Source organism: Bradyrhizobium barranii subsp. barranii (genome assembly GCF_017565645.3).
In the GTDB taxonomy this organism is placed as follows: Bacteria; Pseudomonadota; Alphaproteobacteria; order Rhizobiales; family Xanthobacteraceae; genus Bradyrhizobium; species Bradyrhizobium barranii.
In genome coordinates this window covers 4,260,177-4,282,815 of sequence record NZ_CP086136.1, presented here as the reverse complement: position 1 = coordinate 4,282,815, position 22,639 = coordinate 4,260,177, and the positions used below count along the sequence as shown (strand labels likewise).

Below are 22,639 nucleotides of genomic sequence, written 5' to 3'. Positions count from 1 at the left end.
TGATCCCTCCTCCGCTCATTGCGCGCTAGCTGCCGCGGCGCGCGCCAGATTGGTTTCGTATTGTCCCTTGGCGGACAGATACTGCTTCGGCCACTCGACCTTTGTGATGCCGATTCGCGCGGCTTCGTGCAGCGTCCAGGCCGGGTCGGCAAGGTGCGGCCGCGCGATGGCGCAGAGATCCGCGCGGCCGGCCGCGAGAATCGAATTGGCGTGATCGGCCTCGGAGATCGCACCGACTGCGATGGTCTCAATGCCGACCTCGTTGCGGATCAGGTCGGCGAACGGCGTCTGGAACAGGCGTCCATAGATCGGCCGCTCGTCCTTCCAGACCTGCCCCGACGAACAATCGATCAGGTCCGCCCCGGCCTCCTTGAACATCGCAGCGAAGACCGCCGCATCGGCCGGAATGTTACCGCCGTCGGTCCAATCATGGCAGGACAGGCGCACCGACATCGGCCGGTCGGACGGCCACACCGCGCGCATCGCCTTGAACACCTCCAGCGGAAAGCGCGCGCGGTTTTCATGGCTGCCGCCGTATTCATCCGTGCGCCGGTTGGTCAGCGGCGACAGGAAGCTCGACAGCAGATAACCGTGCGCGCAATGGAGCTCGAGCCATTCGACGCCGGCGGCAGCGGCACGACGTGTTGCCGCGACAAAATCGTCGCGCACGCGTTCCATGTCGCTGCGGTCCATCGCCCGCGGCAACTGGCTGTGGGGCAGATACGGCAGGGCCGAGGCCGAGATCAGCGGCCAGTCTCCGGATTCAAGGGGTTGATCGATCCCTTCCCAGGGCACCCTGGTCGCACCCTTGCGGCCGGCGTGGCCGAGCTGAATCCCCACCTTGGCATGCCCGACGCCATGGACGAGTTCGACCAAGCGGCGCCACTGCGCCGCCTGCGCATCGTTCCAGAGCCCGAGGCAGCCCGGCGTGATCCGCGCATCGGGCGAGACGCAGGTCATCTCGGCGAAGACCAGCGCGGCGCCGCCCATGGCGCGCGCGCCGAGATGGGCGATGTGGAAGTCGTCGATGAGTCCGTTCTGCGCCGAATACATCGCCATCGGCGAGACCATGATCCGGTTCGCAAGCGAAAGGCCGCGCACACGGTGCGGTGTCAACATCGGCGGCGGCACCCGCTCGCCATCCTTGACCGCAATGCCCGACCGCGCGGCGAACCAGCGCTCAAAACCTTCCAGCCAGGTGCGATCACGCAGGCGAAGGTTTTCGTGGCTGATGCGCTGTGAGCGCGTCAGCATCGAATAGAAGAATTGCGGCGGCTCGAGCGTATCGGCATAGCGGTGGCCGACCACCTCGAACCATTCCATGGCGTTGCGCGCCGCATTCTGGATGCGCGCCACGTCGACGCGGCGCACCTCCTCGTACGCGTCCAGCACGGTTTCGATGCCGGCGCGACCGTGACCATGGCGATCGAACTGGTTGGCAAGCTCGATGGCGTCGTCGAGCGCGAGCTTGGTGCCCGAGCCGATCGCGAAATGCGCGGTATGCGCGGCGTCCCCCATCAGCACGACATGAGACTTGCCGTTGAACACGCTCCATTTGCCGCAGATCAGGCGGCTGAAATTGAGCCAGGACGAGCCGCGCAGATGGCGCGCATTGGTCAGGAGCTTCGCGCCATCGAGCGTCTCGGCGAAGATTTTTTCGCAGAACTCGATCGAGGCCTGCTGATCGAGCTCGCCAAGCCCGTGGGCGTTGTAGGCTTCTTCCGTGGTCTCGACAATGAAGGTCGAGGTCTCCGCATCAAACTTGTAGATGTGCGCCTGGAACCAGCCGTGCTCGGTCTTCTGAAAATCAAATGTAAAGGCGTCGAACGCCTTCTTGGTGCCGAGCCAGATGAAGCGGTTGGGCCGGATCACCATGTCGGGCTGGAATTGCTCGGCATAGCGAGCGCGGATCCTGGAATTGACGCCGTCACAGGCGACGATCAGGTCGGCGTCGGGGTATTCGAGATCGGATTCGACCTCGCGCTCGAAGACGAGCTCGACACCCAGCGCTTCACAGCGCCGCTGAAGAATATTGAGCAGATGCTTGCGCCCGATACCGATGAAGCCATGGCCCGTCGTGCGCTGGCGCGTCCCCTTGAAGACGAGCTCGATGTCGTCCCAGTGATTGAAGGCGTCCTCGATCTCGGCCGCGCTCTCGGGGTCGGCAAGGCGCATCGCGGACATCATGGCATCCGAGAACACGACGCCCCAGCCGAACGTGTCGTAGGGCTTGTTGCGCTCGACGACCGTGATGACATGCTCCGGGTGCCGGCGCTTCATCAGCAGGCCCAGATAGAGACCGGCCGGGCCGCCGCCGATACAGACTATGCGCATGATCCCTCGCTTTCGCGCGTCGCGCCGTGTGCCGAGCTTTCACCCAAATTATTTTAAGCATAAAATATTTCCTCGGCGTGCGTCTTGTCAAGGCGGTTCTGCAAAGACCCGGCCCACGGGCTGATCTCCGCGGCGTCGATCTGGAGATTCAGTGTAAATTGGACACACGGCAGCGCCGATTCCGAGCCGTTCGGGCGCAGCCTTGAATTTACTTTTGGCACGAACTATCTTGCCAATGACCACGACAGCTGCGCCGGCTTTCGTCAGGCCACCAAGCCCGGGAGATTCGATTGGCACTCGCGAAGGAGTCCACGCCTGTTTCAAAGAATGGGGCGGATCAGGACGCCGAGTACAGGGCTCAAACGCGGGTCTGGCTCCGGCTGCTCGCCTGCACGACCCTGATCGAAGGCGAGTTGCGGCGCCGGTTTCGCGAAGAGTTCGATTTCACGATGCCCCGCTTCGATGTTCTGGCCCAGCTCGACCGCGAACCGAGCGGGCTTGTGCTGGGAGAGTTGCCCAAGCGCCTGATGGTCTCGGCCGGGAACCTCACGCCGATCGTGGACCGCCTGGTCGAGGACGGATACATCACGCGCACGCCGTCGAACCTCGACCGCCGCGTGCAGATTGTCTGCATGACGGTCGAAGGCCGCAAGACCTTCAGGCGGATGGCCAAGAGCCACGGCGCGTGGCTTGCCGAGCTGCTGGCGGATTTCCCGGCGGACCGGTTCGACGGATTGATCGGCGAGCTCGATGACCTCAAGGCTGCCGTCAAGGACGCCCTGCAAAAACCTTGAGCGGACCGACAGTCAGCGCCGCACCTTCACTTCGGCCGCCTCGCGATCCCACGTATCCGTGGTGATGCCCGCCTCACGCAGCACGCCCTTCTTGATCTTGCCGTTCTCAGTCAACGGCATCTGGCTCAGAATGCGCACATAGCGCGGGATGGCGAAATAGGCGATCTGGCCTTCGCAATGCCTGACGATGTCGAAGGGCTCCAGCGATTGGCCCGGCTCCAGCAGGATCGCAGCCGCAACCTCGTCCTCGCCCAGCTCCGACGGCAGCGGGTAGATCGCGCAGGCGGCGACCGCGGGATGGGACTGGATGGTCTGCTCGACCTCCCATGAGGATACGTTCTCGCCGCGCCTGCGGATCGAATCCTTCATGCGGTCGATGAAGCGATAATGTCCGTCAGCATCCCGAACGACCCGATCGCCCGAATGGAACCACAGATTTCGCCAGGCCTCGACCGTCTTCTCCGGCATGCCGAAATAGCCGGTGGCGAAAGCAAAGGGTTCTCCGGCGCGAAGCACGAGCTCGCCGGCCTGCCCGTCAGGAAGCGCTGAATCGTCTTCATCGACGATCCGCGCCTCGATTCCGTCGGCCAGATAGCCCATCGTTCCCGGACGATCCGACGGGATCGTGCCCGCGAACACGAAATTGGTCTCGGTCGACCCGTAGCCGTCAACCAGCGGCACGCCAAACCGCTGAAGGAACGGACCGTGGATTTGCGGCGGCACGCCGCCTCCAAGCGCAACGCGAAGACGATGCGCCTTATCGTTCGCATTCGTCGGCTGCGCCAGCAGCATCGACGCCATCGCGCCGAGCAGATAGCCGACCGTCGCATTGTGCCGTTGCGCGGCCGCCCAGAATCCGGACGCGGAGAATTTCGGCTCCAGCACGTAGGTGCAGCCGTTCAGGAGCGCCTGATAGAACGCATTGAGCGCGTTGGTGTGGAACAGCGGCAGTGTCGTGAACAGCACATCGCCCTCGCGGATGCCAAGCGCCCGCGCCGAATAAATGCCCCACCAGAACAGCTGCGCCTGCGGACAGCACACGCCCTTCGCTGGCCCCGTCGTGCCCGACGTGTAGAGGATCGCAACGGTGTCGCCGGGACGCACGGCACCCGCCGGGGCCGCGGCTCCCAGTGCCGGCAACGGTACCGCGGAAAGCCTGGCGTCGACTGCACCGGCGGCAGCTCCGACGATCCAGGTGCGAGGTGGCAGGTCGACACCCGCCTCGACACTCTCGATCGCGTCGACGAACTGAGCCTCGACGACGAGGAGCGCGGGACGCGAGTTGCGGAAGATGTGGGAGAGCTGGAAGCCGCGTAGCGCGGTATTGATCGGGACTGCGATGGCGCCAAGCCATGCGCAGCCGAGATAGACCTGCAGGAACTCCGGACGGTTCGAACACATCAGCGCGACCCGATCGCCCGGCCTGATCCCGGCGTCGACGAGCGCCTGGGCCGACGCGGCCGCGATCGCCGCGGTCTGCCCAAAGCTCCAGCGCGTCTCACCGGCGACAAGCAGCACGCGCTCGCCATAGCGCTCGGCCTGCCGGGTGAGGATCGTTGAGAGGATGCGGTCCGACGGCGGAAACGACGTCACTGCACACGCCCAGGCCGGCGTCACGTTCTCCTGGCCGACCGCGTCGCTGACGTTCACCGGCGCGTTCTCCGTCACGATCATGCTCCCGTCTCAGGGCAACAGCTTGTACTTGCCGTTCTCGATCTGGACCATGACGCGCGAGCGATCGTCGACGCCGTGCCGATCCGCCGGCGTATAGGTGTAGACGCCCTGCGTCCCGACGACCTCCTTGGTCGTGAACAGCGCCTGACGAAGCGCGGTGCGGAATTCCGGCGTGCCGGGCTTGGCACCGGTTGCCATCGCGCGCTTGGCGGCATCGGCGAACACGAGCCAGCCGTCGAAGGAATAGGACGAAATGAATCCGTCGGCGCCTCGCCGTTCGCCTTCTCGAAGGCAGAGCGGAAATCCAGGGCCACGTTCTGGATCGGATTGCCGGACGGGAGCTGCTCCGCCGCGGTCACGGGTCCAGTCGGGCAGATGATGCCGTTGGCGGCCTTGCCGGCGAGACGCAGGAAATCGGCGCTGATCAGCCCATGATTGCCGTATAGCGGCCCTTTATATCCGCGCTCGGACAAGGCGATGACCGGCAGCGCGCCGGGCGTTCCAGTGCCGCCGAGCATGATGGCGTCGGGACGTGCGGCGAGTGCGCGCAGCACCTGAGCCGTCACCGAAGAATCCGATCTGGCGTAGCGTTCGTTGGCAATGATCTTGATGTCGGTCGTCTTCACACTCTGCTCGAGCGAGTTGTACATGAGGTCGCCGAACGCATCGGAGAAGCCGATGAAGGCAACGGTCTTCAGGCCCTTCGCCTTCATGTGATCGACGATGCCTTGCACCAGAAGCGGCGTCGGCTGGGGCGTCTGGACGACCCAGGGGCCGCCGTCGCCCGGCGGCACCGGCGCGATCGGAGACACCGCGATCATCGGCACTTTCATCTCGATCGCGGCGGTCGCCATCGCCAGGGTCTGCGGCGCGCCCGACGTTCCGATCAGGATATCGACCTTCTCCTGCTCGACGAGCTTGCGCGCGTTGCGCGCCGAGGCGGTGGCATCGGAAGCGTCGTCGAGTTGGATGACGCGGACCTTCTCGCCGCCGATCTCACCGACATAGGCCTCTCCCGCGGCGATGCCCTTCGCATTCGGGATGCCGATCGAGGATACCGGCCCGCTGAGACCGGTGACGAAGCCGACGAGGATCTCGGCCTGCGCAAGTTGCGGGACGGCGAGAAGCAATGCGGTGGAAGCCAGCAGGCTCTTGATCAAGTTCATGGCACCTGTCTTTCGTGAGGATGTCTTGTTCCGATTGGCAAGCGCCATGGATTGGATTCAGGTTGACGCAACCAGCGCGATAACGCGAAGCGGACTGCCTGAGCCGTTCTGGATCTTCAGCGGCGAGGCCACGATGACCGCCCCGGTGGGTGGAAGCTGATCCAGGTTGCACAGGCATTGCAGGCCGTAGCGGCCCGCGCCGTGCAGGAAGTGATGCGCCGGATAAGGCGGCTCGAAATGACCGGCCTGCCCCGCATCCGTACCGATGGTCTCGGTGCCGAACCCGATGACGCCGCGCTCCTCCACCAGCCACTTCATGACGGCCGCGTTGGGGCCGGGCGTATGTGCGCCGTCATCCCTGAGATTGGAGTAGTCGCGCCAGCCCTTCTTCGACCAGTCGGTCCTGAGCAGCACCCAGTTCCGCTCGGGGATCCGGCCGTGCTTTGCTTCCCAGGCCTCGACGAGCGGGACCGTCAGCAGGAAATCGGGATCCTGCGCCGCCTGGGCGGAGCAGTCGATCACGCAGGCCGGTGCGATCATGTCCTTGGTCGGCATCGTGTCGACGGCATTGTTCGGCAGGTTCTTGCCGGTGAACCAGTGAATCGGCGCGTCGAAATGCGTGCCGGTGTGCTCACCGAACGTGACGTTGTTCCAGTACCAGGCCGGGCCGCGACCATCGTATCGCGAGATTTCCTGGATACGGACCGGCGCGGCCTGGCCGAACTCGGGCGGCAGCACGATGACCGGAAAATCCGGACTAAGCGTAAATGTCAGATCGACGACGCGCACCGCGCCGGAAGAAACCGCACCCGCCAGCTCCAGGAGATTGTTGCTCTGCATCGTCACGTCCTCCGGCTTGGTTGAAATCCCAATCTCACCTGTCGAGCTCGCGCTCGAGCGCTTTCGGATTGGCCGCGAGACGTTGCCTGATCTCTTCGGCGACATCCCCGACATACATCTCCTCGAGCCCGCCTCTCAGCCCCGACACGATCGCCTGCGCGATGGCGCGCGGCGCGACCTTCGGCGGCGGCACGGTCTGGAACCACTCGGTGTCGACGGGCCCGGTGAACAGATTCATCACCCTGACGCCGCCGGGCCTGAGCTCGGCGCGGAGGCAGTGCGAGAGCGACAGGCACGCCGCTTGCGAGGCCGAGTAGGCGCCAAAGGCAGGCCAGTTCGCCAGCGCATGGACCGAGAGAATGTTGACCCACGCGGCGCTGTTGTTGGTGCCATCGGCACCCCGCATTCGCATGGCGGGACCGAAGGCCTGTGCGAGGTTGATGAAGCCGAGATAGGCCTGGTCGATCTCGTCGCGCGCGACGCTCGTGCCCCTGCGGTCGAGCAGGCCGCCCGGCCGCACATACTCCGTCGTGTTGACGAGGATATCGACCTTGCCGCCGATGTCGGCCGCGAGATCGGCCGCAGATTTCTCGTCGGCGGCGTCAAGGGTCACGATCTCGATTCCGTCCTGGCCGCGCAGCAGCTGCTCGCCGGCGAAAGGCCGCCACGGTTCGGCAACCCCGACGAACACCGTCTTGGCGCCTGCGGCCTTCAAGGCGGCGACGGCCTCCTGACCGATCACGCTCCGACCGTTGGTCACCAGCACGCGCCGGAATTTCGGATCGGCCGTCATTTCCCGCCATTGCTTGTCGTCTGCCATGTTGGGAGTCTCCCCCTCGGGATGGGCAAAGGCCACTGCCTGGCCGCTCTTGTCGAGTTGAAACGACATGCGGACCGGTGCCCTCTCCACGCAGTCGGCATGGAGGTGCGTCACAATCGTCGGACCGCATTCCATCTTCACGAGGCCGATGCGCCAGGGCGCCCGTTCGCGGAAATAGACATCGCTCGGCACGCGCGCAGTCGTTTCGGCAAGGAGAATACCTCGTCGTGGCGCATCGACGAAGGCAAGGCCGGCCGACAGGCAAGACGGACAGGCCTCCCGCGCCGGATAAGCAAAAGAACCGCAGGCGTCACAGCATTGCAGCATGAAGCGGCCCTCGGCGGCTGCCCGCGTAAACCCATGCGACGTCCTGCTGCGCGGTCGCGGCGGCGAAGCAGGCAGCCGCGTCCGCAGCAGCGGGTTCTTGCGCCGGGGCGGCTTGATCGGCTCTATCATCGCGACGGCCCTGCAAAGATCGCGGCGCCCGAGGCGAGACCACGGTCATAGTTGATCATACCGAACCCCGAGGCCAAGGCGAGGCTCGCGTTCCCGACCTGCGTGGGGCCTGCAGTCCCCAGAACCTGTCGAAGTCCCTCGACGAGACCGAGATAGGCGCCGGCGGCGCCGGCCTGTCCGGCCGAGAGCTGTCCGCCCGACGTGTTGTGCGGAAAGTCGCCGTCGATGGTGAGATCGTGCTGACGCACGAACTCGGCCCCCTCCCCCTTGTTGCAGAAGCCGAGATCCTCGAACTGCATCATCGTGATGACGGGGTAGTCGTCATAGGTCTGCACGACATCGAGATCGTCGGGCCTCACGCCGGCCATCGCGTAGAGCTCACCGACGTCCATGGCCCAGCCGCCGCGGACCTGCATCGGATCGTCGGCAAAGGCGTTGTGCCGCTCGATCGTCGAAAGCAGCCGTGCTGCTGTCAGCCCGAGCGAAGCCGCGGTCTCGTCCCGCATCACCAGGAAGGCTTCGGCGCCGGCGCATGGCATCACGCAGTCGAAGAGATGGATGGGATCTGAGATCGGCCGGGCCGCCAGATATTGCTCCATCGTCAGCGGCGTCTTCATCAGCGCATGCGGGTTGCGCAGGGCATTGGCGCGCTGGGCGACGGCGATCCTGCCGACATCCTCACGCGTGACGCCGAAGGTCCGCATGTAGTTGCGGGCGATCAGCGCGAAGCTCGCATTGGCGCCACCGGCGCCATAGGGATAGACGGCATCCTGGTTGAAGCGCGAGAAGTTCTCCAGCGTCAGCCGGAAGGAATCGACGTGGTTGGTATCGCCGGCGATGCACGCCACGATGTCGGCGTCGCGCGCCTGAACCGCGCGCGCCGCTTTTCGCAAGCCTGCGATGGCGCTGGCGCCACCGAGCGGAATCGTATCCAGCCATCGCACGCAGAGCCCGAAATGCTGCGTCAGCCCGATCCCGCTGTCGGTGCCCATGGTGAAGCTGGAGACGCACAGACCGTCGATGTCGGAAGCCTTGATGCCGGCCTGCGCAACGAGCGTGCTCAGTGCCCGCCCGATCCACCACTGCGCACTCTCGATGGAGTAGCGCACATAGGGAATCGTGACGGGCGCCGCAATCACGACGCCGTCGTACGGTGTGCGCAAGGTATTGGTCACCAACCGCCCGCCTCGTTCATTGTCTCAGATGACCGTCAGCTTCACGGCAATATTGCCGCGAGTTGCATTCGAAAGGGACAGCGCTCGTGCGCGCCCGCGACGACCTCCTCGGCCATCGACCTCTCGACACCGGGCAGATCGACCTTCAGTTCGACGGCGAGCGCATATCCGACGGGAACCGGACCCATCGCAACCTTCGCGGTCACCGACGGCTCAGCGGATGGGACGACCTTCCGGGTACGCGCGACGAGCTTGACCGCACCGAGAAAGCACGCGGCGTAGCCGGCCGCAAAGAGCTGTTCGGGGTTGGTGCCTTCGCCCCCGGGACCGCCCAGCGATTTCGGCACGGACAGCGATACCGACAACAGGCCGTCGGCGCTGGCGGCCTTGCCGTCCCGGCCGCCGATCGCCGTCACCTCGGTCTCGTACAGGATCTTTTCGGGAGTCATCATCATTCACTCTCCAGTCCTAGCGGCTGTTGCGAGCAAGCAGTGCGCGGAAATCGTCGCGCGCCTGGGCGCTGGCCCGCTTGAAGCTCGGCCCGCGGCTGGGCTCGGTGCCATTGAGCTGCCGGAGCTGGACCCACATCTCGGCACTTTTCAGCGCCACCGCCGCGCAATTGACCACCGGCGCGTGCCCGACTTTCAGGCCATGCTCCCTTCCGATCAGAAGGCCCGGCAGTACACCGGCGGGGATCACGACGTCGGCGCCGTGCTCGACCAGCGGGCGTGCGCAGGCGACGAAGTCCTTGATCATGCGGGCTTGCGCGGCCTGATCTCCGTCAAAGGCATCGGCGAAATCCGCCGGCTTGCAGCCAAGGCCGGTCACGTGGACCACGCGATCGCCGAGGCCATAACGCTCGGCCTGCTCGTAGTGCCAGACCTCGAAGACGGGATCGAGCGTCACAAGGCCGAGCCTCCGGCCGAGCTGAGAGGCCGCCAGCAACGTCGCCTCGCCGGTCCCGATCACCGGAATGTCGAGCGTCGAACGCAATTCGTAGAGTCCGGAATCCTGGAAATGTCCCATCACGAAGGCGTCGAACCCGCCCTCCTCGGCCGTGATGCCGTTGTCGATCGCCTGGACGGCACAGCGCAATTCCGCGAGCCGTCCGAACTCCCGGTCGGGCGGCGAAATGCCCTCGACGTGAACTGTCGTGCCTGATGCAGCGATGTTGTTGAGGTATTCCGACAGCCGCGCCATGTAGGGCGCGTTCACGCTCGCATCAACGAAGCTCTGCCAGAAGATGCGCATCGTCCTTCTCCTCAGGCGGTGATCGGAGGATCGGTCGTCGACGGCCGATAAATATATTTCAATCATAAACTAATTCACGCGTCAAATGCGCTCGGCGTCGCCGCCGACGGCCACCGCCACCGCAAGGGAAGCCCGGCCATTTTGTACGCTCGATCGGCACTGAGGCGCCGCACTCTGGCGAAATTGTATGCAACAACATTTTTTCTGACGGAGCCGTGACACGTGTTGACGGCTCCACCAACAATACTTTAGGCTTTAAGTAATTCCTCACCGGCCAGGGACCGGTGGATGTTGCAGGGCACCGATTTTGAGAGACTCGATCGTGTGGACAGTCGCCGTGCTCGAACAGCCGGCAGCAACAGCATCGCCGGCCGCGCATCGCGGCCGGGCCAACAGCCTTTCGTTGCTTCAGGAAATTCCCGCCCGCATCTGCCGATGGGCCTGTCGTTCGAGCGGCAACCAGCGCCATGGCCGCTGAGATCCGGCCGAGCAAACCCTCTTCGGTCGCGCCCGGATTTCGGCGCTGCAGCAATGTTTTCAATCGGTTCATTCGTCGTTCGGGCTCCCCGCACGGCAGCTTCGAGGCATTCCTATCCAGCACCAACGGAGGAGAACGCGTATGCGCAAGACTCTGAGCCTACTCGCACTTGTCGCCGGACTCTTCGCAGCGCCGGCTGCGCAGGCCGACATCACCATCGGCTTCGTCACCTCGCTGAGCGGCAACGGCTCGTCGATCGGAATCCCCTATGGGCGCGGCATCAATGCCGCCTATGAATACAGGAAGACCATCAACGGCGAGACCATTCGCCTGATCCAGCTCGACGACGGCTCCGACCCGTCGGCCGCGACCCGCAATGCGCGCAAGCTGGTGGAAGAAGAGAAGGTGGACCTCCTGATCGGCACGGCCACGGCGCCCTCGACCATCGCCATGGCGGCGGTGGCGAGCGAGCTGAAAGTGCCGATGATCGCGGTCTCGCCGATCGGCAAGCTGCCGGATACGCCGGAGCAGTGGGTGGTGTCGGTGCCGCAGCCGGCCTCTCTCCTCGTCAAGATCGTCGCCGACCGCATGAAGCGCGACGGCATGAAGAACATCGGCTATGTCGGCTTCTCCGATGCCTGGGGCGACCTCGTCTACAACGGCGCCAAGGCCGCCGAGGCCGCCGGCGACATCAAGATTCAGACCAACGAGCGCTATGCCCGCACCGACACCTCGGTCACCGCGCAGATTCTCAAGGTGATGGCCGCACGTCCCGACGCCGTGCTGGACGGCGGCTCGGGTACGCAAGGCGCGCTGCCGCTCATCACGCTCGCCGAGCGGGGCTTCAAGGGAAACACCTACGGCACGGTGGCACTCGTCAATCCGGACTTCGTCAACGTCGGCGGCAAGGCGGCCGACGGCATTCAGGTCTCCGCGGGTCCCGTGATCGTCGCCGAGCAGCTTCCCGACGAGCACTTTGCCAAGAAGATCGCGCTGGATTTCCGCAGCGTATACCAGAAGACGCATAACATCCCGACCACCGACGGCTTCTCCGCCTATTCCTTCGACGCCTGGCTGATCTTCGCCAACGCCGCCGAGCGCGCGTTGAAGACCGCCAAGCCCGGAACGGCGGAATTCCGCACGGCGCTGCGGGACGCGATCCTCAGCACCAAGGAGCTGCCGGGCGTGCATGCCGTCTACAATTTCAAGCCCGGTGCGGTCACCGGTGTCGACGAGCGCTCGCTCGTCGTGGTGCGCCTGACCGGCGGCGCCTGGAAGTACGCGCCATAACCGGATCAATGGCCCCGGCATCACAGGGAGCAACGACGTCTCAATGACGAGCGACATTGCAGCCATTCTCGCGATCGACGGGATCGCCACCGGGGCCGTCTATGCCCTGGTGGCGATCGGGACCGTCCTGATCTTCACGGTGACGCGAGTCATCTTCATTCCCTTCGGCGACATCGCGGCCTTCACCGCGCTGACGCTTGCCGCCCTCGACGCGAAGCGCTTTCCCGGCACGGGAGCGCTGGTTGTGATCCTGGCCTGTCTTGCGACCCTGATCGAGATCATCTCGCTGGTGCGCTCCGGCGAACTCCGGCTGCTGCCCCGCGCGCTGTCCTTCTATCTCCTGCTTCCGCTCGCCGTGGTCGGTGCAGCCTGGCTTGTCATGCGCCTGGACCCGCCGCTTGCCGTCAGGCTCGTGCTGGCGCTGATGCTGATCACGCCGATCTCCCCGCTTCTGGATCGGATCGTCTTCCGTCCCATCGCTGACGGCACCGTGCTGTTGTTGCTGACGGTGTCCGTGGCGCTGCATTTCGCGCTGGTCGGCCTTGGCCTGTTGTTCTTCGGGCCCGAAGGGGTCCGAACCGAGCCGCTGACCTCGCTCTCGACCGAGTTCGCGGGCGTGCTGATCTCGGGGCAAACCATGCTGATCGTGATCGCGGCCCTCGTTTTCAGCGGCCTCCTCTACCTCTTCTTCGACTTCACGCTGGTCGGAAAATCGCTACGCGCCACGGCCGTGAACCGGACCGGCTCCCGGCTGATGGGAATACGCCCCGCCCGCGCCGGCACGATCGCTTACCTGCTGGGATCGCTGATGGCCGGCGTATCCGGCATCCTGATCGCGCCGGTGAACACCGTCTTCTACGATTCCGGCTTCCTGATCGGCCTCAAGGCCTTCGTCGGCGCCATCGTCGGTGGCATGACCAGCTATCCCGGTGCGGCGATCGGCGCCGTCGGCGTCGGCATCCTCGAAAGCTTCGCCTCCTTCGAGAGCAGCGCACTCAAGGACGTCATCGTCTTTTCGCTGCTGATCCCGATCCTGATCTGGCGATCCCTCGCCTCGCTGCATTCCGAGGAGGAGATCGAGGAATGACGCGCCTCCACATCCAGCTTGCCGCGGTCCTCGCCGTGCTGTGTCTCGCGGTGGCTCCCTTCGTGCTCAGTCCGTTCAGCATCACGCTGATGAACTATATCGGCATCTATTCGCTGGTCGCCATTGGTCTTGCACTCCTCACCGGCGTCGGCGGTATCGTGTCGTTCGGACAGGCGGCGTTCGTCGGCGTCGCGGCCTATGCAACCGCGTGGGTCTCTGCGTTGAACGGGTACTCCCCGTGGCTCGGCCTCGTGTTCGGCGTGGCGCTGACCTGCGGCGTCGCAACCGTTCTCGGCGTCGTCACCCTGCGACTTCAGGGCCATTTCCTGTCGCTCTCGACTGTCGCCTGGGGCCTCGCTATCGGCTTCCTGTTCGGCAATGTCGAGGGGCTCGGCCGCTTCAACGGCATCTCGTCGATCCCGCCGATCAGCTTCGGTTCGATTGCGCTGGTCACGAGCGCCCAGATCTATTTCCTGATCTGGGGCATCGTCGCCGCGGTGCTTTTCCTCGGCTACAACCTGCTGGACTCCCGGCTCGGCCGCGCCATGCGCGCGCTCCGCGGCGGCAATACGCTGGTCGAGAGCCTCGGCATCAACGCTTTCCGCATCAAGCTCGTGACCTTCGTGATCGCGGCCTTCCTCGCCTCGCTCTCCGGCTGGCTCTACGCACATATGAGCCGCTTCATCAGCCCGGGTCCGTTCGACGCCGGCATGGGCATCGAATATCTGATGATGTCGATGGTCGGCGGCGCCGGCAGCCTGCTCGGCGGCGTCGTGGGGGCCGCGGTCGTCACGCTGCTCAAGAACAGCGTGCAGGATTATCTGCCGCTGATCGCCAAGGGTGCCTCCGGCCAGCTCGAGATCGTCGCCTTCTCCGCATTGTTCATCCTGTTCCTGCAATGGGCACGGCAAGGCATCGTTCCCTTCGTCGCCCGCTATCTGCCCAAGGCCAAACGCGAGCGACCTCAACCGGCGCCGCCCCTGCCCCGTCGCGCGCAACCGACGCCCGGGGAGCTGCTTCTGAAAGTGGATGGTGCCGAGCGCCGGTTCGGCGGCCTCGTCGCGGTCAACAATGTTTCGAGGTCCGCGCTGGCGAAATCCTTGCCGTCATCGGCCCCAACGGCGCCGGCAAGAGCACGATGTTCAACTGCCTGACCGGCGCGCTCCGGGTCAACAAGGGTGAGATCGTCTTTGCGGGGCGACCGATCACGCATGATGCGCAGTCCCGCATCGCCAAGGCCGGCGTCGCGCGAACCTTCCAGCATGTGAAGCTGAGGCCGCGCATGAGCCTCTTGGAAAACGTGATGCTCGGCACCTATGCCCGCACGCGCACCGGCCTGTTCGCCGGCGCCTTCCGCCTCAACGGGCCTGAGGAAGCCAGTACCCGGCACGAGGCGCTGATGCAGCTCGAACGCGTCGGGCTTGGTGACAAGCCGTTCGAGCTCGCGGGCAATCTGCCGCTCGGCAACCAGCGCATCCTTGAGATCGCGCGCGCGCTCGCCGCCGACCCTGCGCTGCTGGTGCTGGACGAGCCCGCCGCCGGCCTTCGCCGCCAGGAGAAGCTGCGGCTTGCGGAACTGCTCCGCTCGCTGCGGGCAGACCATCTGACGATCCTGATCGTCGAGCATGACATGGAGTTCGTGATGTCGCTGGTCGACCGCATCGTGGTGCTCGATTTCGGCTCAAAACTCTGCGAAGGCGCGCCAGCCGCGATCCGCAGCGACGAGCGGGTGCAAGAGGCCTATCTCGGAGGCGTCGCGTGAGCGAGATGCTGTCCATGACGGATGTGACGGTCTGCTACGACAATGTCGAAGCGGTCCGCAACGTGTCGCTGTCGGTCGAGGAAGGTCAGATCGTCACCGTCATCGGCCCGAACGGTGCCGGCAAGACCACGCTGCTGATGGCGGCCATCGGCCTGCTGGCCTCTCGCGGGCGCATGGTCTTCCAGGGTCACGACATCGGCAGGATGTCGGTCGAAGATCGCGTCGAGCGCCGGCTGTGCCTGGTGCCGGAGAAGCGCGAGCTGTTCTCCGACATGACGGTCGCGGACAACCTTCTGCTCGGCTCCTACAGCCTGCGCGACCGCTCGGGCGTCCAGAAGACGCTGGACGAGGTCTATGATCGCTTCCCCCGCCTGAAGGAGCGGCAGCGCCAGGCGGCAGGCACGCTCTCCGGCGGCGAGCGCCAGATGCTCGCGCTCGGCCGCGCGCTGATGGCCAAGCCGAAACTGCTCATGCTGGACGAGCCGAGCCTCGGCCTCGCGCCGCTGATCGTGCGCGAGATCTTTCGCACCATCGCGTCGCTACGCGACCTCGGCGTGTCCATCCTGCTGGTCGAGCAGAACGCCCGCGCCGCGCTCGAGACGGCCGACTACGGCTATGTGCTCGAGACCGGCGAGGTCGTGCAGTCGGGCCCGGCCAAGGATCTCATCCACGATCCCCGGCTGATCACGGCCTATCTAGGTGGACACTAGAGCGAGCCGGGATCAGGCTCGGCGAGCCGCACAACAAAAATATCGAAAAACAACCCCATGCACAGTAGCTGGCGGCAGCGATATCAATGGCTTGATACCCAGCAACTGCGGATTTTTCGAAAAAAACTTGATCCGTCGGGCAACACAGTGGCACAATGCCATCATCGCTGCCCATGGATAGTCGATGGCTTCCATCGCCAACTCGGACATCCCAGTTACTAGGGGATCAGCAAGCTAAAGCCCGCCCGCGACGATTGGGAACGGTGGAGCATACCATCACCCGATGAAATGGCGCCGCTTGCGCGCCCACATCTTGGGCCACAGCAAAGGCTGATCAATGTTGCTCTAATCGGCGCGATAAATCGAACATCAGTTGCGCTCCATCTTGAATCCGCATTTTGGCACAAAGTGCATATTACGTCCGGCCTCGCCGAGGACCGCTATTGGCTCATGGCAGACCTATCGTGGCCGTCTGCTTGATGTCGGCTTTTGACCCAACTGCGACATCGCTTGGCAGCATCCAGTTTTCGCCGGAGCCCTTTCAACTGGGCGAGAGGTCCGGCGATCTGCGCTTCCGGCGATAGATGCGCCTTCGCTGGCTATTCCAATGTGCTATTCTTATCGCATAGGCCATAGGTATCCCATGACAGGTACTGCAGAGTGGCTCGCATCGATCGGTTTGGGGGAGTACGCCCAGCGTTTCGCCGAGAACGCCATCGATTTCTCGGTCGTTAGCGATCTCACGGAGCAGGACCTCAAGGACCTTGGCGTCCTGCTTGGGCACCGGCGCAAACTTCTGCGCGCAATTGCAGAACTCAAGAGTGAAGTCCTCGTATCAGTCCGAACGGCCGCCAAACCGGCGCCGCGGGACAGCGCCGAGCGGCGCCAACTGACGGTCATGTTTTGCGATCTGGTGGACTCGTCGGCACTTGCGGCCCGACTGGATCCAGAGGACTTGCGCTCGGTAATCGGTGCCTATCACGACTGCATCGCGGGTGTTATCGCCCGGAATGAGGGCGTCATCGCGCGGTACATGGGGGATGGCGTGCTTGCCTATTTCGGCTATCCCCAGGCCCACGAGGACGACGCCGAGCAGGCGACACGCGCGGGACTGACACTGGTCGATGCCGTGGCCAACCTCCAGACAGATATCGGCACGAGACTACAGGTCCGCGTTGGCATCGCCACCGGAATGGTCGTCGTGGGTGATCTGACCGGCGAAGGCGCCGCCAAGGAGCACGCGGTCATTGGTGAGACACCGAACCTGGCCGCTCGCCTGCAGCAGTTCGCCGAGCCCGGTATGGTGCTGATTTCCGAGAGCACACACCAGCTCACCGATGGACATTTCGAGTACCGCGATCTCGGCCCTGTCGCGCTCAAAGGATGGGCGGAACCAATACCTGCCTGGCAGGTGCTCGGGATCAGTGGAGCGGAAAGCCGCTTCGAGGCGCAGCACAAGACGCGGTTGACATCGCTAATCGGGCGTGACGAGGAGATCGAACTGCTGTTGCGGCGCTGGCGGCATGCCGCGTCAGGCGAAGGCTGCGTCGTGGTTCTAACTGGAGAGCCGGGTATCGGTAAGTCGCATATCGCGCTGGCGCTTCAAGAGCGGCTCCAGGCCGAACCACACATTACGGTACGGCACTTCTGCTCGGCGCACCACGCCAACAGTGCGCTGTATCCATTCATCGTCAACCTCGAACGTGCCGCCCGGTTCGAACGAGGCGAGACGCCGACGGAGAAGTTTGCCAAGCTTGAAGCTCTGCTCTTGCGGTTTGGCGCCGATGCAGACCGCGTGGTGCCGGCCCTGGCCAATCTTCTGTCGCTTCCGCTCTGCGACCGCTATCGCCTTCCCGAAATGACTCCGCAGACCCGCAAGGACATGACGCTGGCGGCGTTCCTGGCCCAGCTCGAAGCATTGGCGGCGCGTCAGCCGGTGTTCGTGATATTCGAGGATGCCCATTGGGCGGATCCGACGTCGCTGGAACTGCTCGCGATTACACTGGAAAAGCTGCCGCGGCTTCGCGTACTGCTGCTGATCACGGCGAGACCGGAGTTCGCCCCGCCCTGGCCTGGTCATGCCCATGTGACGACGATCTCGTTCACGCGTCTCAGTCGGCGCAACGGGGCGGCATTGGTCGAGCGCGTCACCGCCGGCAAGACGCTCCCCGAGGAGGTCATGCACCAAATCCTCGCCCGTACCGATGGCGTACCCTTGTTCGTCGAGGAACTGACGAAGGCCGTGCTCGAAACCGGGCTGTTGCAGGAGCGGGACGACCACTACACGCTCAGCCGTCCGCTACCGTCGATGGCGATTCCGACGACGTTGAGCGCATCGCTGATGGCCAGGCTCGACCGATTGGCTCCGGTGAAATACGTGGCTCAGATCGGCGCCGTCGTGGGGCGCGAGTTCTCCTACGAACTACTGAGCGCCGTTGCCGAGTTGCCAAGGCAGACGCTGGAGGAGGCGCTTGCCCAGCTTGTCAGGGCGGAGCTGATATTCTGCCGGGGCGAGATACCCCGGGCGGTCTATACTTTCAAGCATGCGCTGGTACGCGACGCTGCCGAATCCGGGCTTCTGAAGAGCCGACGCGCTACGCTGCACGCCACCATCGCGGACGTGTTCGAGCAACAGTTCCCGGAAATCGTGGAGGCTCAACCCGAGACTCTCGCGCTCCACCTAACGGAGGCGGGACTGTTCGAAAAGGCAGGAGAATATTGGCTTCAGGCGGGAAGGAAGGCGGCCATGCGCTCCGCCAACCTCGAAGCTATCGCACACCTGCGGAAGGGCATCGAGGTGTTGGCCCATTTGGCCGACGGTGCTCGGAAGGACAGACGAGAGCTTGATTTCCAGTTCGCGCTGGGACCATGCCTGATCGCTACCCAGGGACCGGCATCGCCACATGCGGTGGCGATCTTCGCTCGCGCGCGCGAGCTGTGCCAGCGCCTCGAAGCCCCCCCCCGAGCAACTACAAATCATGTTCTGGTTGACCACCGCGAGCGTCATTCGTGGTGAGTTGCCGGTCGCCGAGGAAATGATCTCGGCGCTGCTCGAACTCGCGGAGGCGCGCGGCGATCGACCAACATTGCTCAACGCGATGCGTGGACAAGGCATGATTCGACTTTTCATGGGACATCTCGAAGGAGCCCACGAAGTGATCGTACGGGCCTTCGAAGCGTTCGAGGCAAGCAACGAGCAGGACAGATTGGCGGCGCGTGCCGCCGGCCAGGATGCGGGCGTGGCCGACCTTGCCCTGATGTCATGGGTGCTCTGGCTGCTGGGCCGCCCCGATACCGCGCTCGCACGACTGGATACCGCCATTCGGCGTGCCGACGCCATTGGTCATCCGCATTCGCAGGCCTATGGATGTTACTATGCGTCTATTCTCCACGCTCTTCGGGGCGAGTTCCTGACTGCGCACGGCTATGCGGAACGCTGTCTTGCCTTGTCGGAGGAGCACGGATTCCGGCAATGGAGAGGATTGGCGCGCGCCGTCCGGGGGATAAGTGCCACCTTTCTTGATCCTTCGTCCGCCGCGCTCGCGGAAATCCAGGGTGCGATGAACGAATATCGCAACGCGGGCTATCAGCTCGGCATCACGGCCCTATACGTGCTCCTGAGCCCGGCCCTATTGTCGAGCCGTCAGCGCGAAGCCACGCTCGAGCTGATCGAACAGGGTCTTGCCACAACCAGCCGCAATAGCGAGCGGATATTTGAGGCCGAACTGTACCGACTGAAGGCGCGCGCGCTGCTCTTCGATGACGTACCGGGAGCCGGCACCGAGGCGCAATCACTGTTCGAGCGCGCACTGACAACTGCAAGAAGCCAACACGCCAAGGCCCTTGAACTTCGAGTTGCAGTGGACCTCGGCGCCTTGTGGGTCGATCAGGGCAGACGCAAGGACGCGCTCAATCTGCTCGCGCCCATCTACGCCGGCTTCGCCGAGGGTTTTGAAACGCAGGATCTAAAGCAAGCGAAGGCACTGCTCGATCGACTGCAGTAATTTTGCCTGGATCACAGATATTGGAGTCTGGTTCAGCGGTCGCAGAGCTACTTGCCTTTGGCACTAGGCATCCGCTCGCTCTTGGCATCTACGATACGTATCTTTCACCTTTTGCCATCCCTCCTTGTCGTTCTTCTCTGGATGCTCATTTATGAAGTGTGGCCCTTCATGCGGGTCGAGGTCTGCATGTGCGTGATACCTCTTGATTGCTTGTTCCGCAGCGGCTCTTCCCAACACTCGCCCGTTATAGAGGTTGCTGTGATTCCATTTGAAATTGATGTGCCCCGGCACCTGGATCTCGACGATTATGCCTTCCCATTTGGGTTCGTCGTACTGCACGTGATATTTGAAGATCCTGACGTCATCTTCGCCAACGGTCGCTGCGAATAACTGACAGAGATTCGCCAGGGCATCATGAAGGTCTTTCGGTTTGCGGACCTGCTTTGAATCAACGATCCTGCTGACCCATACTTCGTCCAGCGTATCGTCCGGTGGGTTATGGTGCTCCAGGAGCAAGCTCTCGAAGTTGACGGTGTCGACCAGCGCTCCTTCGCAGTATGTAACCTCGTCGATCTCTACCGTTTCTTCGATAAAGGGAAGAGCTGAGCACGCACATAGGCTGGACGCGCTGATTGGCCCTTTGTACTCTTTCTTGTCGGCTTGCTGGATCATTGGTCGGTTGGAAAACAACGCGAGCTTATGGTCATCAAGATTCCAGGCGTTGTGAAATATGACGGGCTTTCCAGGCTCTTTGAGCGCTTCGAACTTAATGCTCTTCATGAACTGGCTATTCGGATAGTTGATCTTGGAGAGTCCAGTGACATGGGACAAGTACATCATTGACGTGAGATAGCGAACGAAGGGATTGGGTGCCAGAACCTGATTAAGGATCCATCTGTTGATGTCTCCGTCGTCCGGGATCGTGAACTTCTGTTGAGGGAACCAGAGCGACATAGAATCCCTGAAGGCATTCACCATGGTCGATGGGTCCCATAAATGCAGATAGTTCTTGGGATCCATGACGAAGCTGGTCAGAGCCCTGCTCATGCTTCCTGCCCAATCCGGACCAAAACGCGGGGCATTTATCGGTGGGACTGAACACGAGAGGATACGGCGAATTTGGTGTAAGCGACGTTCGCGTCCCACTCGCAAAGGTTTGGCGTGGGGATTGCAGTCTGTTGATCAACGTGTTTGCAAATCGTTGGCGGGGGGTATGGAGGCGGCAACGACGGAGAATTACGAGGTGCGGCCGAACGACCAGGGCAGGAGCTCGTCGATCCGGGACTGCGGGTGACCGGTTGCGATCGCTTTGAGCGTCGCTTTCATCCAGACGTAGGGCTCCACGCTGTTGATTTTGCAGGTGGCGATGAGCGAAGCTATGCGCGCCCATGAACGACCACCTTCGTCGTGACCAGCAAATAAACTATTTTTACGCGTCAGAGTCAGCGGCCTGATTTGATTTTCGACGGGATTGGTGTCCATCTCAACGCAACCATCGTCGAGAAACAAGGTGAGGCCATCCCAATGGTTCAGGAGATAGGCGATCGCCTTGCCCATCTCGCTGCCCGGCGACAGGCGAGCGGCTTGCTCGCGCAGAAACCTCTCGAGTTCAGCGACGAGCGGCCGTGATCGCTCGTTACGGGTCGTTTGCCGAGCCGGGGCGTCGGCGCCACGGATCTCCTTCTCGATCGCATAGAGTGCGGCGATGCGCGCGAGAACGGCTTCGGCGATGGGTGAGCCGGCTTTCGGAGTCGCTGCGATGATCTTGCGCCTTGAGTGGGACCAACATGCGGCCAGCCGCAGCGGCACGCCGCCTTTGCGCTTGGGCCGTGCGAGCCGATGATAGCCCTGGTATCCGTCGACCTGAAGGATGCCGTCGAAGCCCTCGAGGATGCGCTCAGCATGGTCACCACCGCGTCCTGGCGCGTAGTGGTAGACCACGATTGGTGGATCAGCGCCGCCGTGGCCGCGATCGTCGCGCAGGACAGCCCACAGATAGCCGGTCTTCGTTCGGCCCCGGCCCGGATCGAGCACAGGCGCCCTGGTCTCGTCTATGAACAAGCGGCCCGATTGCTTCATCACGACGCTCATGCGCTCGACCAGCGGCGCGAGGTGGAAGGCGACCGTTCCCATCCAGTCTGCCAGAACGGCGCGATCGATGAAGATGCCATGCCGAGCCAGAACCTGCGACTGACGATAGAGTGGCATGTGCTCGCTGAACTTGGCGACCGCCACCTGCGCCAGCAGCGCCTCGGTGGGGATGCCACCCTCCACGAGATGGGCGGGCGCCGGCGCCTGAGCAACACCGGTGCAGCCCTTTGCGCAGGCGTAGCGCGGTCGCACCGTCTCGATCACACGATACTGGGCGGCCATGACATCGAGACGGCGGGAGCGATCCTCGCCGATCTGGACCATCCGGCCGCAGCCGCAGGGACACTCGAGGTTCTCGGGTTCGATCACCTGCTCGATGCGCGGCAGGTGCGCGGGAAAGGCACGGGCAGCGCGCCTGGTCCGGCGGCTGGACGGCGCCGTGCCGGCGCGGCGCGCACGATCGTCCTGGCGTTCCTGGACTTCGGCGATGGCAATCTCGATGTCCTCGAGAACCAGTTGCATCTGATCGGGATTGAACTTCTCCGAGCGTTTACCGAAACGTGCGCGCTCGTACTCCTTCACGAGCAGTTCGAGGCGTTCGACGCTCTCTTTGGACGCAGCCAGTTCACTCTCGACATGAAGGCGCGCCGAGCATTCATCGTCTGCGCGACGACGCTCGGCTTCAATCATCGCTTCCTGCGCGCGGA

General features: G+C 63.7%; 15 protein-coding genes and 3 pseudogenes. 7 read left to right on the top strand and 11 right to left on the bottom strand.

Annotation, left to right across the window (positions count from 1 at the left end):
• Positions 1 to 15: 15 nt before the first annotated feature.
• Positions 16 to 2,334 carry a bifunctional salicylyl-CoA 5-hydroxylase/oxidoreductase gene (locus J4G43_RS20130; RefSeq protein WP_208086054.1) on the bottom strand — a complete coding sequence of 773 codons (2,319 nt, stop codon included), beginning with the start codon at positions 2,332 to 2,334 and terminating at the stop codon, positions 16 to 18.
• 290 nt (positions 2,335 to 2,624) lie between these two features.
• Between J4G43_RS20130 and J4G43_RS20125 the strand changes: the two genes are divergently transcribed.
• A complete protein-coding gene (locus J4G43_RS20125) occupies positions 2,625 to 3,128 on the top strand; it encodes a MarR family winged helix-turn-helix transcriptional regulator (protein WP_208086053.1) in 504 nt (167 codons plus the stop codon).
• Between the two features lie 12 nt (positions 3,129 to 3,140).
• Here the strand turns inward: J4G43_RS20125 and J4G43_RS20120 are convergent, their stop codons facing one another.
• From J4G43_RS20120 to J4G43_RS20090, 7 genes and pseudogenes are all read right to left on the bottom strand, one after another.
• Positions 3,141 to 4,802: an ATP-dependent acyl-CoA ligase gene (locus J4G43_RS20120; RefSeq protein ID WP_208086052.1), complete on the bottom strand. Its 1,662-nt coding sequence runs from the start codon at positions 4,800 to 4,802 to the stop codon at positions 3,141 to 3,143.
• Positions 4,803 to 4,811: 9 nt separating this feature from the next.
• Positions 4,812 to 5,968, bottom strand: a pseudogene (locus J4G43_RS20115) (ABC transporter substrate-binding protein).
• A gap of 57 nt (positions 5,969 to 6,025) precedes the next feature.
• The gene (locus J4G43_RS20110; RefSeq protein WP_085404198.1) at positions 6,026 to 6,808 is read right to left on the bottom strand and encodes a cyclase family protein; all 783 of its coding nucleotides are present in this window, start codon (positions 6,806 to 6,808) and stop codon (positions 6,026 to 6,028) included.
• A 34-nt stretch (positions 6,809 to 6,842) separates the two neighbouring features.
• Positions 6,843 to 8,084 carry an SDR family NAD(P)-dependent oxidoreductase gene (locus J4G43_RS20105; RefSeq protein ID WP_208086051.1) on the bottom strand — a complete coding sequence of 414 codons (1,242 nt, stop codon included), beginning with the start codon at positions 8,082 to 8,084 and terminating at the stop codon, positions 6,843 to 6,845.
• Positions 8,081 to 9,259 (bottom strand): thiolase family protein, encoded by a 1,179-nt coding sequence (locus J4G43_RS20100; protein WP_208086050.1) that lies wholly within the window; start codon positions 9,257 to 9,259, stop codon positions 8,081 to 8,083. The genes J4G43_RS20105 and J4G43_RS20100 overlap by 4 nt, the downstream gene beginning before the upstream one ends.
• A 24-nt stretch (positions 9,260 to 9,283) precedes the next feature.
• Positions 9,284 to 9,711: pseudogene (locus tag J4G43_RS20095) on the bottom strand (organic hydroperoxide resistance protein).
• Between the two features lie 16 nt (positions 9,712 to 9,727).
• Complete coding sequence (locus J4G43_RS20090) at positions 9,728 to 10,510, bottom strand: aspartate/glutamate racemase family protein (RefSeq protein WP_208086049.1); 783 nt, start codon at positions 10,508 to 10,510, stop codon at positions 9,728 to 9,730.
• Positions 10,511 to 11,129: 619 nt separating this feature from the next.
• Between J4G43_RS20090 and J4G43_RS20085 the strand changes: the two genes are divergently transcribed.
• The 4 genes and pseudogenes from J4G43_RS20085 (at position 11,130) to J4G43_RS20070 (ending at position 15,837) form a co-directional block, all read left to right on the top strand.
• The gene (locus J4G43_RS20085) at positions 11,130 to 12,278 is read left to right on the top strand and encodes an ABC transporter substrate-binding protein (protein ID WP_208086048.1); all 1,149 of its coding nucleotides are present in this window, start codon (positions 11,130 to 11,132) and stop codon (positions 12,276 to 12,278) included.
• A 43-nt stretch (positions 12,279 to 12,321) separates the two neighbouring features.
• Positions 12,322 to 13,365, top strand: a complete 1,044-nt coding sequence (locus J4G43_RS20080; RefSeq protein WP_014496274.1) for a branched-chain amino acid ABC transporter permease — start codon at positions 12,322 to 12,324, stop codon at positions 13,363 to 13,365.
• A pseudogene (locus J4G43_RS20075) lies at positions 13,362 to 15,127 on the top strand (branched-chain amino acid ABC transporter ATP-binding protein/permease). The gene J4G43_RS20080 and the pseudogene J4G43_RS20075 overlap by 4 nt, the downstream one beginning before the upstream one ends.
• Positions 15,124 to 15,837: an ABC transporter ATP-binding protein gene (locus J4G43_RS20070; protein ID WP_014496276.1), complete on the top strand. Its 714-nt coding sequence runs from the start codon at positions 15,124 to 15,126 to the stop codon at positions 15,835 to 15,837. The pseudogene J4G43_RS20075 and the gene J4G43_RS20070 overlap by 4 nt, the downstream one beginning before the upstream one ends.
• A gap of 12 nt (positions 15,838 to 15,849) precedes the next feature.
• On the opposite strand, the gene J4G43_RS20065 is transcribed toward J4G43_RS20070, so the two are convergent.
• Positions 15,850 to 16,032: a hypothetical protein gene (locus J4G43_RS20065; RefSeq protein WP_208086047.1), complete on the bottom strand. Its 183-nt coding sequence runs from the start codon at positions 16,030 to 16,032 to the stop codon at positions 15,850 to 15,852.
• Between the two features lie 448 nt (positions 16,033 to 16,480).
• Between J4G43_RS20065 and J4G43_RS20060 the strand changes: the two genes are divergently transcribed.
• Both J4G43_RS20060 and J4G43_RS20055 read left to right on the top strand, forming a co-directional pair.
• The gene (locus tag J4G43_RS20060) at positions 16,481 to 18,853 is read left to right on the top strand and encodes an AAA family ATPase (RefSeq protein ID WP_225004986.1); all 2,373 of its coding nucleotides are present in this window, start codon (positions 16,481 to 16,483) and stop codon (positions 18,851 to 18,853) included.
• Positions 18,816 to 19,841 carry an ATP-binding protein gene (locus J4G43_RS20055; RefSeq protein WP_225004984.1) on the top strand — a complete coding sequence of 342 codons (1,026 nt, stop codon included), beginning with the start codon at positions 18,816 to 18,818 and terminating at the stop codon, positions 19,839 to 19,841. Before J4G43_RS20060 ends, J4G43_RS20055 begins: the two co-directional genes overlap by 38 nt.
• 63 nt (positions 19,842 to 19,904) lie before the next feature.
• Here J4G43_RS20055 and J4G43_RS20050 read toward each other — a convergent pair whose 3' ends face one another.
• Both J4G43_RS20050 and tnpC read right to left on the bottom strand, forming a co-directional pair.
• Complete coding sequence (locus tag J4G43_RS20050; RefSeq protein WP_208086046.1) at positions 19,905 to 20,888, bottom strand: patatin-like phospholipase domain-containing protein; 984 nt, start codon at positions 20,886 to 20,888, stop codon at positions 19,905 to 19,907.
• A gap of 189 nt (positions 20,889 to 21,077) precedes the next feature.
• Positions 21,078 to 22,622: an IS66 family transposase gene (tnpC, locus tag J4G43_RS20045; protein ID WP_224517700.1), complete on the bottom strand. Its 1,545-nt coding sequence runs from the start codon at positions 22,620 to 22,622 to the stop codon at positions 21,078 to 21,080.
• Between the last annotated feature and the right edge of the window lie 17 nt (positions 22,623 to 22,639).

Bases quoted from the DNA above. Each gene is read 5' to 3' on its own strand.
- J4G43_RS20130 (WP_208086054.1), bottom strand. From the start codon at position 2,334: ATGCGCATAGTCTGTATCGGCGGCGGCCCGGCCGGTCTCTATCTGGGC.
- J4G43_RS20120 (WP_208086052.1), bottom strand. From the start codon at position 4,802: ATGATCGTGACGGAGAACGCGCCGGTGAACGTCAGCGACGCGGTCGGC.
- J4G43_RS20110 (WP_085404198.1), bottom strand. From the start codon at position 6,808: ATGCAGAGCAACAATCTCCTGGAGCTGGCGGGTGCGGTTTCTTCCGGC.
- J4G43_RS20105 (WP_208086051.1), bottom strand. From the start codon at position 8,084: ATGATAGAGCCGATCAAGCCGCCCCGGCGCAAGAACCCGCTGCTGCGG.
- J4G43_RS20090 (WP_208086049.1), bottom strand. From the start codon at position 10,510: ATGCGCATCTTCTGGCAGAGCTTCGTTGATGCGAGCGTGAACGCGCCC.
- J4G43_RS20085 (WP_208086048.1), top strand. From the start codon at position 11,130: ATGCGCAAGACTCTGAGCCTACTCGCACTTGTCGCCGGACTCTTCGCA.
- J4G43_RS20080 (WP_014496274.1), top strand. From the start codon at position 12,322: ATGACGAGCGACATTGCAGCCATTCTCGCGATCGACGGGATCGCCACC.
- J4G43_RS20065 (WP_208086047.1), bottom strand. From the start codon at position 16,032: ATGGAAGCCATCGACTATCCATGGGCAGCGATGATGGCATTGTGCCAC.
- J4G43_RS20060 (WP_225004986.1), top strand. From the start codon at position 16,481: ATGACAGGTACTGCAGAGTGGCTCGCATCGATCGGTTTGGGGGAGTAC.
- J4G43_RS20055 (WP_225004984.1), top strand. From the start codon at position 18,816: ATGTTCTGGTTGACCACCGCGAGCGTCATTCGTGGTGAGTTGCCGGTC.
- J4G43_RS20050 (WP_208086046.1), bottom strand. From the start codon at position 20,888: ATGAGCAGGGCTCTGACCAGCTTCGTCATGGATCCCAAGAACTATCTG.
- tnpC (WP_224517700.1), bottom strand. From the start codon at position 22,622: ATGATTGAAGCCGAGCGTCGTCGCGCAGACGATGAATGCTCGGCGCGC.